Genomic DNA, 16,473 nt, shown 5'->3' with positions numbered 1-16,473 from the left:
GAAGATCGCATCCGTCAGCCCTCAGGACCCATTGATGAAGTTTCGTGCGATCTCGATGGCGCCAAAGCTGCCGAGATCGTCGTGCCCGCCGCCGGGAATGCGGACGAACTGCTTCGGCTCGCGGGCCAGCGCAAACAAATTCTCGCCGAATGCGATCGGGATGGTCTGGTCCTGGGCGCCATGCATGATCAGGAGCGGAGCCGTGACGCGTGCGATGCGCTGATCCGAGTGGAAGGGGTCGCGGATCAGGAGGCGAACCGGAGCGAACCAGAAATGCGCGGCGGCGACGTCGGCGATCGACGTATAGGGCGCCTCGAGGATCAGCTTCCCGACCGGATGTTCGGAGGCGACGGCGACCGCAACGCCGGTCCCGAGCGAGAAGCCCCAGACGACGATGCGCCGGGCGTCATAGCGCGCCGACGCGAATGCGTACGCAGCCGCGCCATCGCGCAGCAGGCCATCTTCGCCCGGCGCGCCGCTGGAGCCCGAATAGCCGCGATAGGACAGCGCGACGAGACCGGTGCCGTCAGCCGTGATGGCCTTGAAGTGGCCGGCAAGGCCGGCGAGAGAATCGCCGTTGCCGTGGAAGAACAGCACCACGGCACGGCCGGGCTTTGGCGGCACGTGCCAGACGATGACCTTCTCGCCGTCAGACGTCGTCAGGACATGCTCTTCGGCGTCTGGAAGCCCCGCGGCAGCGGGCGCCGTGCGCTCGGCCGTCGGTATCGGAAACAGCATGGCGCGCTGTTTGGCAAACAGCAGGACGAGACCGGCGAGGTAGCCGGCCGCAAGGATGGTGGCGGTCCATTTCAGGAATGTCATCGCGGCCCGCCATTCCGGAGTTCAGGACTTGCGGCGGCTCTTGAGCAGTTTGAGGACGTCCGGCCGGATGCTCAAGGGAATCTCGCGGCAGCCGCACGCCGCCGCATGGGCGGCGTGCCATGTGACACGCTGCTCGCGTGTCGCCTTCGGTGGCATGCGATGGGACCGGTGCCACTCCTTGTTCAGGGCCACGGTCCGCTCGCCTTCCCGCCCTACATCGCCTTGACGATGTTCTCGGTGACCTTCTTGGCGTCGCCGAGCAGCATCATGGTGTTGTCGCGATAGAACAGCGGATTGTCGATGCCGGCATAGCCCGAGGCCAGCGAGCGCTTGATGAACATCACGGTGCCGGCCTTCCAGACCTGGAGCACCGGCATGCCGTAGATCGGCGAGGTCTTGTCCTCTTCGGCCGCCGGGTTGGTGACGTCGTTGGCACCGATCACGAAGGCGATGTCGGCCTGCGCGAATTCGGAGTTGATGTCCTCGAGCTCGAACACCTCGTCGTAGGGGACGTTGGCTTCGGCCAGCAGCACGTTCATGTGGCCGGGCATGCGGCCCGCGACCGGATGAATGGCGTACTTCACCTCGACGCCTTCCTTCTTCAGGATGTCGCCCATTTCGCGCAGCGCGTGCTGGGCCTGCGCCACCGCCATGCCGTAGCCGGGCACGATGATGACCTTCTGCGCGTTCTTCATGATGAAGGCGGCGTCGTCGGCCGAGCCGAGCTTGGCGGGCTTCTGCTCGCCGCCGCCAGCGCCGGCCGCGGCGGTCTCGCCGCCGAAGCCGCCGAGGATGACCGAGATGAAGGACCGGTTCATCGCGTGGCACATGATGTAGGACAGGATCGCACCGGACGAGCCGACCAGCGCGCCGGTGATGATCAGCGCGGAGTTGCCCAGGGTGAAGCCGATGCCGGCCGCGGCCCAGCCGGAATAGGAGTTCAGCATCGAGATCACGACCGGCATGTCGGCGCCGCCGATCGGGATGATCATGAGCACGCCGAGCGCCAGCGCGATGATGACGATCAGCCAGAAGTCCAGCGCGCTCCCCGACATCACCAGCCCGACGATGAAGACGACGAGCAGAACTGCGAGCACGATATTGATGGCGTGGCGGAACGGCAGGATGATCGGCGCGCCGCTCATGCGCGCGGACAGCTTCAGGAACGCGATCACCGAGCCGGTGAAGGTCAGCGCACCGATGGCGACGCCGAGCGACATCTCGACCAGGCTCTGCGGATGGATGTTGCCGGGGGTGCCAATGTCGAAAGCCTCGGGCGCGTAGAACGCGCCGGCGGCGACCAGCACCGCGGCCATGCCGACCAGCGAGTGGAAGGCGGCGACCAGTTCGGGCATCGAGGTCATCGGCACGCGGCGGGCAATCACCGCACCGATCGCGGCACCGATGGCGATGCCGACGATGACGAGCACCCAGGCGAGGCCGTCTGCCGGCGGGTGGTTGGCGAGCGTGGTGGCGACCGCGATCGCCATGCCGATCATGCCGAACAGATTGCCCTGGCGCGACGACGCCGGGCTCGACAGCCCGCGTAGCGACAGGATGAACAGCACTCCCGCCACGAGATACAAAAATGCAGAGAGGTTGGCGCTCATCTCAGGTCCCCATTGATCCCATCAGCCCGAGGTGGCCGCTTACTTCGACTTCTTCTTGTACATCGCCAGCATGCGCTGGGTGACAAGGAAGCCGCCGAAGATGTTGATGCAGGCGAAGATCAGCGCGACGAAGCCGAAGGCACGTGCCCAGCCCGAGCCGCTCGAGACATTGGCGACGCCGCCCGCGAGCAGCGCGCCGACCACGATCACCGACGAGATCGCGTTGGTCACGCTCATCAGCGGCGTGTGCAGCGCCGGCGTCACCGACCACACCACGAAATAGCCGACGAAGACGGCGAGGACGAAGATCGACAGCCGGAAGATGAAGGGGTCGACGACCTGTGCAGCATGCTCCATGGCGGCTCTCCTTAAACCTTCGGCTGGAAGTTCGGGTGGATCACCGCGCCGTCCTTGGTCAGGGCGGTGGCCTTGACGAGCTCGTCGTCCCAGTTCACGGCGAGCTTCTTCTCTGTCTTGTCGACCATGGTCTCGATGAAATTGAACAAATTGCGCGCGTAGAGGCTGGAGGCCGAGGCCGCGACGCGGCCGGCGACGTTGGTGTAGCCGACGATCTTGATGCCATCGAGGTCGACGACCTCGCCGGGCCTGGCGCCCTCGACATTGCCGCCACGCTCGACCGCGAGATCGACCAGTACCGAGCCCGGCTTCATCGACTTGACCATTTCAGCACTGACGAGCTTCGGCGCGGGCCGGCCCGGAATCAGCGCGGTCGTGATCACGATGTCCTGCTTCTTGATGTGCTCGGCGGTGAGCGCGGCCTGCTTGGCCTGATACTCTTTCGACATTTCCTTGGCGTAGCCGCCGGCGGTCTGCGCGTTCTTGAACTCCTCGTCCTCGACGGCGAGGAATTTTGCACCGAGCGATTCCACCTGCTCTTTCGTCGCGGGCCGCACGTCGGTCGCGGTGACGATGGCGCCGAGACGGCGCGCGGTCGCGATCGCCTGGAGGCCGGCAACGCCGACGCCCATCACGAACACCTTTGCGGCGGGCACGGTGCCGGCGGCGGTCATCATCATCGGGAAGGCACGGCCGAAGGCCTCGGCCCCCTCGATCACGGCGCGGTAGCCGGCAAGGTTCGCCTGCGACGACAGCACGTCCATCACCTGCGCACGGGTGATGCGCGGCATCAGTTCCATCGCGAAGGCGGAGACGCCGGAATCGGCGATCGTCTTCAGCGCGGCCTCGTTGCCGTAGGGGTCCATGATGGCGATGACGAGCGCACCGCGCTTGTACTGCGCGAGCTCGGAGGCTTCGGGACGCTTCACCTTGATGATGATGTCGGCGTCCTTCAGCGCATCGGCGCTGACGGTGGCGCCCACGGCGGTGAATTCGGAATCCGGCAGACCCGATTTGAGGCCGGCGCCCGGCTCGACGGCGATCTCGGCGCCCAACGCCTTGAACTTCTTCACCGTATCAGGCGAAGCGGCAACACGCGGCTCCGACGGATCGATTTCCTTGGCAACGGCGATCTTCATAGGCCCTCCGGCGACGCGGGACAGCGCGCGCGCAAACTTAAGCGTTACTCCCGCAGCGTTCGATACCGGTTTTGGGACCGGCTTGGATGCAAGTTTTGTAGGCGGCAGCTGCTGCTGGCGTGTGCAGCTGCCGATAGGTCAGGTCAGGAAGATCGCCATCAGGATCACGATGAGCGCGACCGAGGCCGTGCCGTACTTCACCAGCTTGATGAAGCCCTCATAGGTCTGCTCGTGGGCAACGTAGTCGTTGCCGTCGGCGGTGGTGTACGCCACTTCGCTATGGTCAGCCATGTATTGTCCCCAGTCGAAAGTCGAATTCTTGGGCTGGGATACCGCAAACCTTCGGGCAGGGCAACGGCACCGATGGCCGGATTTCGGGCAAATCAGGTGATTTGGAATTCCGATTGCCGGGAATCCGGCTGTCGCGCTGCTCAGCCCTGATCGATCATCGTGGCGGTGACGCTCGCGGTTTGCCGCCGGGGTACCGGAAGACCGAGCGCCTCGCGGATCGCGTCGATCGCCGGCTCGCCCGCTTCAGTGAATCGGGCCATATGCGGATCGACGCCGGACCCGACCGCGACCGGATTGTCACCGGACAGGAAACCGTGCGCCATGTGGAAGCCCAGCGCGCGGTAGACCTCGAACTGCTCCTCCGAGAAGAACTGGTCACCCGTGGTCTCGTGCGGGAAGCGGTCGTTTCGCCGCGCGTAGTCCCGGATATAGTCGTTCTCGTCGCCATTGAGCGACGATTTGACGTAAACGAGATAACCCTGCTCGTCGCCTCCATAGTCGATGGTGCCGATTGCGACGTGGACGTGGTCCCGCGCAATGTCGTCGCGCTCGTCGGCCGCGCCGGGATCACCCGCCTTGTCGGCATTGCGCGCCATCAGCGCACGCGTGCGCTCGCGAATCGGCGTCCATGGCAGGTCGATGCGGACGCCGAGATCGATGCGGGCGTAACGCTGCAACGTCATCAGGGAACCGAAATTCATCGGCGCATCGGCTTCCGCATCGACCGCGATGATCACCTTGCAGCGGCGGCGCAACAGCTCGTAGACGCCGAGATTCTCGATATGACCGCCGTCCGTCAGATAGACGCTGTCGCTGTTCTCGTACAGGCGCCCCGAGATCTCCGACCAGAAATAGATCGGCGTGGAGCGGCGCTGCGGCCGGACACGCTCATCGACGTAACGCGGGTTCTTCAGCCAATAGCCGAGCCGGACGTTGAGGAGCGCAAGCGTCGGCGTCAGCGCCTTGATCGAGCTCGAACCCATGTTCGAGGAGGCCGCGGCTCCGGAAATCGCCATTGCGGTGGCGAGATCGAGACTTTGCTCGTCGTCCTGCACCAGATCGGTGGGCGCATAGCCCGTCGCCTCGCTGCCGACGTTCAGGGCGGAGAACACGAAGAAGTCCGCGTTGCGTCCGCGCCGGTTGGCAAAGTCGGAGCCTTGAATATTCAGCGCCGTATTGATGAGCTGATAGGGCGCGTGCAGCTTCGGCGCAGCCGGCTGCCCTGGAATCCGGGCCGGCGCGGCCGGAGCGGCGTAGAGATCCGTCAGCTTCATGCGATCGAGCGCCTTGAAATCGCGCCCCTGGTCGAGACTGGCTTCGGCGGGCGCGACGCGCCCGTCGGCCGAACGCGTCGGATCGAACAGGAAGGCCTTGCTCAGGCGATCGCGATAGAGCCGGTGCAACGAGTTCGCATTCGGCGTCAGGCAGAATGAGATAGCGAACAGCAGGACGCCGGCGAACGTGTAGAGGATCACCATGTGCAGGCTGTAGGAGTAGGCGAGTTCCGAAGCATTGCCCTGGAACAGGCTGGGAAAACGCACCTGAACCACCTGCCCAGCTTTCTGAGCCAGGAACACGAGCCAGGCGGGCGTGTGCCAGATCGGCGTCAACTGCTCGGCATCTGCCACGACCTGCGGTGCGGCTTTCGGCGTGATTTCCGCCGACAAGGTCCCCTTGCTGGCATCGAACTGAATCCTGCCCGCGAGGCTGCCGGACGGCGCGTTCGATTTGGCATTGACCAGGCACTCTCGCTGGGAGGTTGCGCCCATAACGGACGGGCACCTCTCGAACAGATCGTTGGCGATGCCCCAATAGGATAGATAGAGGTATGCGACCCAGATGACGAGCGGAAGCGCAAGGCCCGCGATCCATAGCGCGACCTTGGCCACGACCGCGAGCACAAGCGAACCCCATTGCGAGGATGCGCTGTTGCCCTTCAGCAATTCCACGAATTGCTGCCTGAACGCGGTGACGAAGACACCGATTGGCGCAGCCACCGCCGCGAGCGACTTGATCCAGGTGATCGCAACCGCAGCAGCCGGTCCACCGATTGCGTTGCTCTCGGCGACATCGAACATCTGCTCCAGCATGAAGGGCTGAAACTCGAAGAAGGCGATCACCGCCAGCAGCACCAGGAAGGTCGCGCCCATGCTCGGCCAGTGCGAACGGAACTCCTGCCGCTTGCCGGGGCTCGCGAGCGACTGCTTGAGCGCCCATCCGAAAAACAGGACGCCCCCGATGATTGCGATCGACAGGCTCAACGCAAAATGCTGGACCTTGAGAAACCGCGCGAAGTCGCACGCGACGCCCAGCAACAGCGCGATCCCGCCGATATAGGCGAACACGACGCTGGGACCGCTGCCGCGGACGGAGCGGGAGGCGAAATAGGCGAGCCCGCTGCAAGCGAACATCACCAGCGCGACGACCAGGCCGAATGTGCTGAAACCGTAACGATCGATGTCGCTGAAATCGTGCAGCTCGCACAACGACCTGTTGTTGAGACTGATGCCGAAGATGTTCGCATCCGTCAGGCAGCTCCGCAGCGGCGTCGACCAGATGGTGATGGCGGCAAGCAGCAGCACGATGGGCAACGTCAGCCCGATATTGGCGACCAGTCCCCGCACGACGATCGCAACTCCGGTCAGGAGATCGCGGGCCCCGGCAGGGATCAGATAGTTGGAATAGTTGCGCAGGTGTCCGACCGACGGCGTATCGCTGATCTCGGCGGACGTGACAGCTCCGCCGGCGGGTCTTTCGCCGAACACAAAGCGCCGTGCCGTCGTCATGGTGGCGCTGAGCGAGGTGCCGATATAGCCGCCGCCCGACACCGTGGAGAGATAGTCGATCCGGCCGATCAGATTGTGGTGGTTCAGTGCCTGGAGCACGCCGAGGCAAACGGCGGACGAGCGAATGCCACCGCCGGACAACGCAAGCCCGACGACGTCGAGCAACTGACAGGGTTGCAGGCCGTCGGCATCGAGGCGCCGTTCCGGCTCGCGGCGGGTGTTGATCGCCTCGATCTCGTCGCAGACGATCCGATGGTGCTTCTCGCACCAGGGCGTTTCCTGATCGACGGCGGCAGCATTTCTCGCCATCGGAACCGGCGTGGCGGGCCCTTGATGGAGCATGGGTGCCTCCCCAGGGAGAAACCGATCAATCCACAATCAATAGTAGAAAATCATTTCCGAGTATCTGCTGAGTTAGTCTTGCGGGCCGCGCGAACGTTCAATCGCACGTAGCAAATTGCCGGCCTCCGCCGCGAAGGTCGCCCGCGCCCACGGATGGAACTCGGGGCCGCAAAAACTTGCGACGCCCGCATTCCGTGTGCCCGGAAGGAACTCGCGCTTCGCCTCAGCCCATCGCCTCGAGCTCGTCGATCATCCCGGCGATGACCGAGAGACCGCCGTCCCAGAATTTGGGATCCTTGGCATCGAGTCCGAACGGTCGCAGCAGCTCGGAATAATGCTTGGTGCCGCCGGCGGCGAGCATGTCGAGGTAGCGCTCGGCAAAGCCCTCGGCCGCATTCTCGTAGACGGCGTAGAGCGAGTTCACGAGACAATCACCGAAGGCATAGGCGTAGACGTAGAACGGCGAGTGGATGAAGTGCGGGATGTACATCCAGTAGTTCTCGTAGCCCGCCTTGATCTCGATCGCCGGCCCGAGGCTCTCGCCCTGCACCGACAGCCAGATCTCGCCGAGCCGCGTCGCGGTGAGCTCGCCGTTCTTGCGCTCGGTGTGGACCGCGCGCTCGAACGAATAGAACGCGATCTGCCGCACCACGGTGTTGATCATGTCCTCGACCTTGCCGGCGAGCAGCGCCTGGCGCTGCCGGGCGCTCTTGGTCTGCGCCAGCAGCCGCCGGAAGGTCAGCATCTCGCCGAACACGCTCGCGGTCTCGGCCAGCGTCAGCGGCGTCGGCGCCATCAGCGCGCCGTTCTTCGCGGCCAGCACCTGGTGCACGCCATGGCCGAGCTCATGCGCGAGCGTCATCACGTCGCGCGGCTTGCCCTGGTAGTTCATCAGCACGTAAGGATGCGCCGACGGCGTGGTCGGATGCGAGAACGCGCCCGGCGCCTTGCCCGGACGCACCGGCGCGTCGATCCAGCGATCGGTGAAGAAGCGCTCGGCGATATCGGCCATTTTTGGCGAGAAGCCGCGATAGGCCGTCAGCACCATGTTGCGCGCATCGGGCCAGCCGATGACGCCGGTCGCGGCGAACGGCAGCGGCGCGTTGCGGTCCCAATAAGCCAGCCGCTTCTTGCCGAACCACTTCGCCTTCAACGCATAGTAGCGATGCGACAGCTTTGGATAGGCCGCGCGCACCGAGGCGACCAGCGCGTCCACCACCTCGCGCTCGACGCGATTGCTCAGATGCCGAGAATCCGCGACGTCCTTGAACCCGCGCCAATTGTCGGAGATGTCCTTGTCCTTGGCGAGCGTGTTGGTGATCAGCGCAAAGGTGCGTTCATTGGCCTTGAAGGTTTTGGCCAGCGCTTCGGCCGCAGCCTTGCGCTTTGTGCCGTCACGGTCCTGCAGGAAATTGAGCGTCGGCTCGATCGCGAGCTCTTTGGCGCCGACCTTGAAGCGCAGGCCCGAGATGGTCTGATCGAACAGCCGGTTGAAGGCGGAATAGCCGGTTTGCGACTTCTCCAGGAAGAGCTGCTCGAGCTTGTCGTCGAGCTGGTACGGCTTCTCCTTGCGCAGATCCTCGATCCAGGGGCGGTAATGCGCGAGCTCGGCGGCCTGCATCGCGCGGTTCAAAATATCGTCATCGACGCGGTTGAGCTCGAGCGCGAAGAACAGGAGATGCGTGGACGCCGCCGTCAGCCGCTCCGAGACATCGCCGTAAAACTTTGAAATCTTGGGATCAACGCTGTCGCCGGCATGGACGAGGCCGGCATAGGAGCCGAGACGGCCGGCGAGATCGTCGATCGCCTCATAGCGTCGCACCGCCTCGGCGAGCCATTTTCCGCCATCTTCGTTTGCTGTCCCTGTGGCGAGCTTGCCCCTGTAGTCGGTCTCGAACGCGACGCAATCGGCGTCCATCCTTTCGAGATCGCGCGCCACTTCCGGCGCATCGATCCCGGAATAGAGGTCGGCGAGGTTCCACTCCGGAAGCCTGCCGGTCTTGCCCGCAGGCTTTGCGGGCAAAGATTTGGAGGACTTTGCCTTGGCGGCGGATTTCCTGGTGCTTGGCTTGCGGAGAGCGGGCTTGCTGGAGGCAGATTTCTTGAGAGCAGATTTGGAGCGCGAATTCATTGTGTGGGAAACCTGTGTTCAACAAGCGCAACGGCGGGCGGGGGCATCAAGGTTTAAGAGTGCGTTAATCGGCTTCGGCCAGAGTGACCCGATTCGAGACAGATAGTAGTAGCGTGCGGGGAACACCATGGCTGCCTGTATTTTGATCGCCGACGACGACGCAGTAGCCCGCCGGCTGGTCGAGAACATGGTGCAGAAATGCGGCTATGAGACGGTCGTCGTGGACTCCGGCGACGCCGCGATCGCCGCCCTCACCGCCCCCGATGCACCGGCGATCGACGCCGTCATCCTCGATCTCGTGATGCCCGGCCTCGACGGCATGGGCGTGCTGGCGAAAATCCGCGAGGCCGGCCTCGGCGTCCCCGTCATCGTGCAGACCGCCCATGGCGGCATCGACAACGTGATCTCGGCGATGCGCGCGGGCGCGGCCGATTTCGTCGTCAAGCCGGTTGGCTTGGAGCGGCTCCAGGTCTCTCTGCGCAACGCACTCAATGCCTCCGCGCTCAAGGGCGAGTTGCAGCGTATCCGTCATAGCCGCGAGGGCCGGCTGACTTTCTCCGACATCATCACCCGCGCCGAGGCGATGGCGGCCGTGATGCGCGCCGCGCAGAAGGCCGCGGGCTCGTCGATCCCCGTGCTGATCGAGGGCGAGTCCGGCGTCGGCAAGGAGATGTTCGCACGCGCCATCCATGGCAGCGGCGAGCGCAAGGCGAAGCCGTTCGTCGCGGTCAATTGCGGCGCGATCCCCGACAATTTGGTCGAGTCGATCCTGTTCGGTCACGAGAAGGGCGCCTTCACCGGCGCCACCGAACGGCACACTGGCAAGTTCGTCGAGGCCCATGGCGGCACGCTGTTCCTGGACGAGGTCAGCGAGCTGCCGCTCACCGCGCAGGTCAAGCTGCTGCGCGCACTTCAGGAAGGCGCGGTCGAAGCGGTCGGCGGGCGCAAGCCGTTGAAGGTCGACGTCCGGATCATCTCCGCGACCAACCGCAGGCTGCTGGAGCGGGTGAAGCAGGGCCATTTCCGCGAAGATCTGTTCTATCGCCTCCACGTGCTGCCGCTGACGATCCCCTCGCTGCGGGCGCGGCGTGAGGACATCCCGTATCTGCTCCGGCATTTCCTGGCGCGCTTTGCCGCCGAGGAGAACCGCCTCATCACCGGCATCAGCGGCGAGGCCGTGGCGCACCTCGCCCAGCTCGACTGGCCCGGCAACATCCGCCAGCTCGAAAACGCGGTCTACCGCGCGGTGGTGATGAGCGAGGGCGACCAGCTTGACCTTGCCGACTTCCCCCTGCTCACCTCGCAGCCGCATCTCGAGACCGACATCCCGACCGCGCCGCTGATGCTCGAGCCGATCGCGGCGCCCTCGGTGGTGTCGGGTGGTGAAATACCGATCGCGCCGCTGCCGCTGGCGGGGACCCTTTCCATGCTGACCCCCACCGGCGACGTCCGCCCGCTGGACGACATGGAGAACGAGATCATCCGTTTCGCGATCTCGCATTATCGGGGACAGATGTCCGAGGTCGCCCGCCGCCTCAAAATCGGCCGGTCCACGCTCTACCGCAAGCTCGACGAAGCCGGGGTTCCCGGACATGGCGGCAAAAGCGGTGAGGAGACGCCCTGAGCCTCATGCGAACGGAGGTTCGCCTGGCGTTGCGATGACGCCGCAAGCCCTTCGCATTACGGCAAAATCCGGCTGCGACGTGAACCGTGACTTGGAAGTGACAGACACATGGAAAAGCGTCTGCCAAAGCCGCACAATCCGTTGCAAACGGGCTTTCTTGAAGTCAGTTTGTCGTGAGTTGTCCCGGGTAGCGCTGGCCGCCCAAACGGGGCCTGTATATCGTCTGCGTAGGATTCGTTCGTCCGCGTATGAATCGTTGCGTGCAGGCGTGCAACTTTCGAGCGGCCGGCGCAGTTTAGCCCGAAGCTCATTAGGCGATAATGAAGCTGTTCCACGAGGGACAGTTCACCCGAGGGGTGCGACACAATGCGTGACTGTTTGAACCACCGTGCGGGCTTTGACCGCGTCTTGATGACGGTCGCGGCGACCTTCCTCACGGTATCGGCCAGCTCGGCCCTGGCGCAGGATCAGGTGCGCAGCAGCGCCGCCGAACTCGCGATCGAAGCCGCGATCCCGCGCCCCGAGCCCGCCAACGTCCCGCCCCCGACCGCATCCGACATCAAGCTCGACACCACCGCGACGGTTCAGGACTCCGCAAAGGAGCCGACCAAGGAACCGGTGAAGGCCGAAGCCGCGCCGGCCCCCGACAAGGTCGAGACCAAGCCTTCCGACGTCGCCACCACGCCTGCACCTGAGGCGCCGAAGAACGAAACCGCCAAGATCGAGCCCGCCAAGTCCGAGGCTGCCAAGACCGAGCCTGCCAAATCCGAACCAGCAAAGGCCGACACCGCGACGGCAACGCCGGCCGCGCCTGCGGCTCCGGCCGCCGAGCCCGTGAAGGCCGCGAGCAACGTTCCCGCCGCCGACCAGCCGGTCGCCGACAAGCTCAAGGACATCATCGGCGCCAAGACCTCGCGCCATTTCGACCGCAAGAACGAGCGCGCCGCGATCGAGAAGTTTTACGGTACACGCGACTTCGCGCCGGTCTGGACCCAGGCCGGCAGCCTGACCGCTGCGGCCAAGGGCGTGATCGCGCGGCTGAAGGATGCGGCCTCCGATGGCCTCAATCCCGCCGACTATCCGGTGCCGGATTTCGCCGCCGCCACGACGCCCGATGCGCTCGCCGATGCCGAGCTGAAGCTCACCGCCAGCATGTTCGACTATGCGCGCCAGGCCCAGAGCGGCCGCATGCACTGGTCGCAGGTCAGCGGCGACATCCTCTATCCCGAGCATCCGGTCGATCCGAGCGAGGTGCTCGCCAAGGTCACGACCGCAGCCGACGCCTCCGCAGCGCTCGACAGCTACAACCCGCCGCAGAAGCTCTACAAGGAGCTGAAGGCCAAGCTCGCCGAGCTGCGCGGCCAGGGCAGCGGCCCGGTGATCGAGATTGCCGACGGTCCGGCGCTGAAATACACCCCGGCCGGCAAGAAGCAGGCTGAAATCGTCGTCGAAGATCCGCGCGTGCCGCAGCTCCGCGCCAAGCTCGGCCTCGCCGAGAACGCCAGCGACACCCGCTATGACGCCACCGTCGCCGAAGCCGTGCGCAAATTCCAGAGCGGCGCAGAGATGAAGGCGACCGGCGTCCTCGACGACAAGACCGTCAAGGCGATCAACACGCCGAAGCGCGACAAGCAGATCGACACGGTGCTGGTGAACATGGAGCGCTGGCGCTGGCTGCCGCGCGACCTCGGCGTTCCCTCGCTGGGCGATGCCTATGTCATCCTCAACATTCCCGACTACACGCTGAAGGTGATGCAGCGCGGCCAGCAGGTCTGGACCACCCGCGTCGTCACCGGCAAGCCGGGCACGCATGCGACCCCGCTGCTCACCGAGACGATGAAGTACATCACGGTCAATCCGACCTGGAACGTGCCGCCGTCGATCGTCTACAACGAATATCTGCCGGCGCTTCAGCAGGACCCGACCGTGCTCCAGCGCATGGGCCTCAAGCTCGAGCAGAACCGCGACGGCTCCGTGCACATCTCGCAGCCCCCCGGTGAAGCCAACGCGCTCGGCCGCATCCGCTTCAACTTCCCGAACAAGTTCCTGGTCTATCAGCACGACACGCCGGACAAGAACCTGTTCGCCAGGGACGATCGCGCCTTCAGCCATGGCTGCATGCGCGTGCAGAACCCGGATCAGTACGCCTCCGTTCTGCTCAACATCGCCATGCCGAACGAGAAGTACACGCCGGAGCGCGTGCGCAGCATGTACGGCAAGAGCGAGATCGACCTGAAATTCCCGACGCCGATCCCGGTCAACATCACCTACCAGACCGCGTTCGTGGACGATGGCGGCAAGCTGCAAATCCGCAAGGACGTCTATGGCCGTGACGCGACCATGATCAACATCCTGAAGAACGGCCGCGGCAAGGACCTCGAGAACGTCGTTGCTCACTCCCAGCCGAGCTATTCGCGCCCGGCGACGACGCTGCCCTCGGGCGTGGCGATTGCCAACAATGGCGGCGGCTTCGGCTCGTCGGGTCCGAACTTCTTCGAGCGGCTGTTCGGGGCGCCGACCCCGCCGCCGGCTCCGGTCGGCCGCCGGCCGCCGCAGCAGCGGGTGTTTACCCGCTGAGGCCTCCCCGATCGGTCTTTGTCGGAAATTCTCTAGTAAGATCAGCGACCTCATCCCCCTGGATGGGGTCGCTTAACGTTAACCATTCTCCACCCGAACTCCGGCAGCGGGCGTTTTTTTGCCACACTGAACCGCTTAGGTTCGTATTCTGACTTGGTTTGGGGTCGAGAAGGTCAACCTCGAATTAACCTTCTCGCTTTAAGAAAGCGTTCATCCTCTTTCGCGCGCTAACGGGGTTGCCGGGAGAGTCCATTTTGAACGCTCGTCGACTGGGTGGGCTCATTCGTGCTGACAGGTTTCGCACGCAAATTCGCAGTGCTGTCGTTGTCCCATGCGGGAGTGAAGGCCGGATCCCGGATTGGCCTCGCTTCCGCACTGCTGCTTGCTGCCGCGGGCTCGGTCCATGACGCCGCCGCGCTGAACGAGACCAAGACGCTCTCGTTCCACCACACCCATTCCGGCGAAGACCTCACCGTCACCTTCAAGCGCGATGGCCGCTTCGACGAGGCCGCGCTGAAGCAGCTCAACCACTTCCTGCGCGACTGGCGGACCCAGGACGAGACGGTCATGGACCGTCGCCTCTTCGACATCCTCTGGGAAGTCTACCGCGACGTCGACGGCAAGCAGCCGATCCAGATCATCTCCTCCTACCGTTCCCCCGCCACCAACGCGATGCTCCGCCGCCGCTCTTCGGGTGTGGCGCGCTTCAGCCAGCACATGCTGGGGCATGCGATGGACTTCCACATTCCGGGCGTGCCGCTGGAGCAGATCCGCTTCGCCGGCCTGCGCCTCCAGCGCGGCGGCGTCGGCTTCTATCCGACCTCCGGCTCGCCTTTTGTCCATCTGGACACCGGCAGCATCCGGCACTGGCCGCGCATGACACACGACCAGCTCGCCCGCGTGTTCCCGGATGGCCGCACGGTCCACGTTCCGACCGACGGCACGCCGCTGAAGGGCTATGAGCTGGCCAAGGCCGACATCGAGCGCCGCGGCACCGGCGACGATTCCGGCAGCAAGCCGAGTTTCTTTGCCGCTCTGTTCAAGAGCAAGTCGGCTCCCGCCGCCACGAGCAGCGACGAGGATGACGAGGGCGCGCCCGCCCCGGCCGCGAAGCCTGTTGCGCCGACCGTGGTTGCCGCCGCGGCCAAGCCGGCCGATCCGGTGCCGACACCGCGCGCCAAGCCGCAGATCGCCGCTGCGATCCAGCTCGCTTCGGCCGATGCGCAGCTCGTTGCACCGCCCAAGCCGAAGCCCGCGCCCGTGGCTGACAAGCCTGCGGCCGGCAAGCCGGAGACCCCGGCCGACATCATCAATGCCCGCGGCTTCTGGGATGCCCCTGCGACCCCGCAGCAGGCGACGCCAGCTCAAGTGGCGGCGTTGAAGGCCCGCCAGGCGCTCGCCGCCGCCACCGAGCCGCAAGCAACCGCGTCCGTCTCCAGCGCGGCCTATCAGGCGCTGGCCTATGCGCCGGCGTCCGCCTCCCCGGTCGACCGCGCCAACGTCGTCGCCGCCTCCGCGCTGGTCCCGCGCACAGGCCGCCCCGTTGCCACGACGCGCGGCCTTGCGCCCGCGACCGAGATCAACACGGTGGTCGGCAAGAGCATCGACGGCAGGATCGCAACCGCGACCCGCCTCTCCGCCGCCAGGGGCGAAAGCATCTGGCTCAAGATCGTGATGCTGTCGCCGAGCGCCAGCCGCGCGATGTCGGTGACGTTGATGGGCGAGCTGGATACCGTTGCCCTGCGCGGCTATTTCGTCAAACCGCAGGCCGTGATCGCGATGGGCTTTGCCGACGATCCGATGCAGGGCCTGTCCTGCGATAGCTTTACGGGCAGTGCGACCGCGAAGCTCGAGACGACGTCGTTCGTCATGCGCACCGCGGCGCTGCGCTGAGATCTTTCCCCTCACGCCGTTCGGTAGTCCCGCAAGCCGGGATGAAGCGCAGCGCAATCCTGGGGCACGACAGCGCCACACGCTCAAGTGTCGTCCCGGCCTGGTGCGCATCCGCACTAAGGGAGATTCCCCCACTTCCAACGGGTAATCCACCCGGTATCGCTACGCATTCCAAACGCGCATTGTGGCAATGCGCCCAGAACGGACGCGATGACAAAGTCCGAGGACGCGATTGCGTTTGCCTTGGTGTTCCGCGTTTCCGCAGCGGCGCCGCATCTCAAGGGAAGTCGCCACAGCGAAGTAGGAGCATGCGATGTCAGTTCCATGCAAGTCTGAGCTCAGCCTTCTGAACCACGACGAGCGCGAAGTCATATTGAGTACGCACCATCCCGTGGTCGGAGAGATGGAGCGCGATGGACTTGAGAGCCTTCGCGCCCGACTTCGGGATCTGCGCGACAGGGAGCGTACATTGTCGCGGCATCGACGCCGCGAAACAAAGGGAACAGCCGACCCGCGCGGCAAGAGTTTCTCCGGCACGGCAGAGCATGCAAACCGGCGCCAATCGGTTTTCGCTGCCGCCATCAAGCGCGTCAAGAACGAGCTGAGGCGCATCCGGAAGTTTGAAGCACGACGGGAGCTCGGGGAAGCGGCGCGACGGGCGTTAGCACTCCGTCGGGCGCGTCAGTTTTCTCGCCCGCAGACGACCCCAACTTCGCATGACGGCATGCGGTCCATCCCAAGCCGTCGCCGGCTCAAGAAACTCCCACCGGAAAAAATCGGAAGAGTCTCGCAGGCCAACAAGCGGGCGCAGGCCCGACGAGACGCCAAACGCGGACGCGGCAATTGAGACCGAGACCGACAATCTTGCGGATCGAGGCTGCGTGCCGGACCGGCGCAATGG

The 16,473-nt window shown here is 64.9% G+C and carries 11 protein-coding genes; 3 read left to right on the top strand and 8 right to left on the bottom strand.

All coding sequences use genetic code 11. The features are described 5' to 3' along the window. Positions 1–21: 21 nt before the first annotated feature. The 8 genes from ABIB95_RS23030 to ABIB95_RS22995 form a co-directional block, all read right to left on the bottom strand. Positions 22–822 carry an alpha/beta hydrolase gene (locus ABIB95_RS23030; RefSeq protein ID WP_354242403.1) on the bottom strand — a complete coding sequence of 267 codons (801 nt, stop codon included), beginning with the start codon at positions 820–822 and terminating at the stop codon, positions 22–24. A gap of 21 nt (positions 823–843) precedes the next feature. Further along, positions 844–1,014 carry a hypothetical protein gene (locus tag ABIB95_RS23025; protein WP_354242400.1) on the bottom strand — a complete coding sequence of 57 codons (171 nt, stop codon included), beginning with the start codon at positions 1,012–1,014 and terminating at the stop codon, positions 844–846. 20 nt (positions 1,015–1,034) lie between these two features. After that, entirely contained in the window at positions 1,035–2,432 is a 1,398-nt protein-coding gene (locus tag ABIB95_RS23020) for an NAD(P)(+) transhydrogenase (Re/Si-specific) subunit beta (protein ID WP_085400812.1), read from the bottom strand. Positions 2,433–2,471: 39 nt separating this feature from the next. Then, entirely contained in the window at positions 2,472–2,789 is a 318-nt protein-coding gene (locus ABIB95_RS23015; protein WP_014492434.1) for a proton-translocating transhydrogenase family protein, read from the bottom strand. 11 nt (positions 2,790–2,800) lie between these two features. Continuing rightward, a complete protein-coding gene (locus tag ABIB95_RS23010; RefSeq protein ID WP_354242395.1) occupies positions 2,801–3,928 on the bottom strand; it encodes a Re/Si-specific NAD(P)(+) transhydrogenase subunit alpha in 1,128 nt (375 codons plus the stop codon). A gap of 138 nt (positions 3,929–4,066) precedes the next feature. Continuing rightward, entirely contained in the window at positions 4,067–4,219 is a 153-nt protein-coding gene (locus tag ABIB95_RS23005) for an aa3-type cytochrome c oxidase subunit IV (RefSeq protein ID WP_008136857.1), read from the bottom strand. Between the two features lie 140 nt (positions 4,220–4,359). Then, the gene (locus tag ABIB95_RS23000) at positions 4,360–7,347 is read right to left on the bottom strand and encodes a patatin-like phospholipase domain-containing protein (RefSeq protein ID WP_354242393.1); all 2,988 of its coding nucleotides are present in this window, start codon (positions 7,345–7,347) and stop codon (positions 4,360–4,362) included. Positions 7,348–7,570: 223 nt separating this feature from the next. Then, positions 7,571–9,478, bottom strand: a complete 1,908-nt coding sequence (locus ABIB95_RS22995; RefSeq protein ID WP_085400817.1) for a M3 family oligoendopeptidase — start codon at positions 9,476–9,478, stop codon at positions 7,571–7,573. Positions 9,479–9,605: 127 nt separating this feature from the next. Here ABIB95_RS22995 and ABIB95_RS22990 point away from each other — a divergent pair, with 127 nt between their 5' ends. From ABIB95_RS22990 to ABIB95_RS22980, 3 genes are all read left to right on the top strand, one after another. Further along, the gene (locus tag ABIB95_RS22990) at positions 9,606–11,102 is read left to right on the top strand and encodes a sigma-54-dependent transcriptional regulator (RefSeq protein WP_166080015.1); all 1,497 of its coding nucleotides are present in this window, start codon (positions 9,606–9,608) and stop codon (positions 11,100–11,102) included. 366 nt (positions 11,103–11,468) lie between these two features. Then, positions 11,469–13,679 (top strand): L,D-transpeptidase scaffold domain-containing protein, encoded by a 2,211-nt coding sequence (locus tag ABIB95_RS22985; RefSeq protein ID WP_354242390.1) that lies wholly within the window; start codon positions 11,469–11,471, stop codon positions 13,677–13,679. Between the two features lie 285 nt (positions 13,680–13,964). Further along, complete coding sequence (locus tag ABIB95_RS22980; RefSeq protein WP_354242387.1) at positions 13,965–15,572, top strand: peptidoglycan L,D-endopeptidase MepK; 1,608 nt, start codon at positions 13,965–13,967, stop codon at positions 15,570–15,572. The last annotated feature ends 901 nt before the right edge of the window (positions 15,573–16,473 follow it).

Origin of the sequence: Bradyrhizobium sp. LA2.1 (assembly GCF_040547725.1) — a bacterium.
GTDB lineage: Bacteria > Pseudomonadota > Alphaproteobacteria > Rhizobiales > Xanthobacteraceae > Bradyrhizobium > Bradyrhizobium barranii.
The sequence above is the reverse complement of the archived record's forward strand: the minus strand, read 5'-3'. Positions and strand labels throughout refer to the sequence as shown.

What these genes read in the sequence shown, in the direction of transcription:
- ABIB95_RS23015 (WP_014492434.1), bottom strand. Translation starts at nt 2,789, where the DNA reads ATGGAGCATGCTGCACAGGTCGTCGACCCCTTCATCTTCCGGCTGTCG.
- ABIB95_RS23030 (WP_354242403.1), bottom strand. Translation starts at nt 822, where the DNA reads ATGACATTCCTGAAATGGACCGCCACCATCCTTGCGGCCGGCTACCTC.
- ABIB95_RS23010 (WP_354242395.1), bottom strand. Translation starts at nt 3,928, where the DNA reads ATGAAGATCGCCGTTGCCAAGGAAATCGATCCGTCGGAGCCGCGTGTT.
- ABIB95_RS22985 (WP_354242390.1), top strand. Translation starts at nt 11,469, where the DNA reads ATGCGTGACTGTTTGAACCACCGTGCGGGCTTTGACCGCGTCTTGATG.
- ABIB95_RS23005 (WP_008136857.1), bottom strand. Translation starts at nt 4,219, where the DNA reads ATGGCTGACCATAGCGAAGTGGCGTACACCACCGCCGACGGCAACGAC.
- ABIB95_RS22995 (WP_085400817.1), bottom strand. Translation starts at nt 9,478, where the DNA reads ATGAATTCGCGCTCCAAATCTGCTCTCAAGAAATCTGCCTCCAGCAAG.
- ABIB95_RS23000 (WP_354242393.1), bottom strand. Translation starts at nt 7,347, where the DNA reads ATGCTCCATCAAGGGCCCGCCACGCCGGTTCCGATGGCGAGAAATGCT.
- ABIB95_RS23020 (WP_085400812.1), bottom strand. Translation starts at nt 2,432, where the DNA reads ATGAGCGCCAACCTCTCTGCATTTTTGTATCTCGTGGCGGGAGTGCTG.
- ABIB95_RS22990 (WP_166080015.1), top strand. Translation starts at nt 9,606, where the DNA reads ATGGCTGCCTGTATTTTGATCGCCGACGACGACGCAGTAGCCCGCCGG.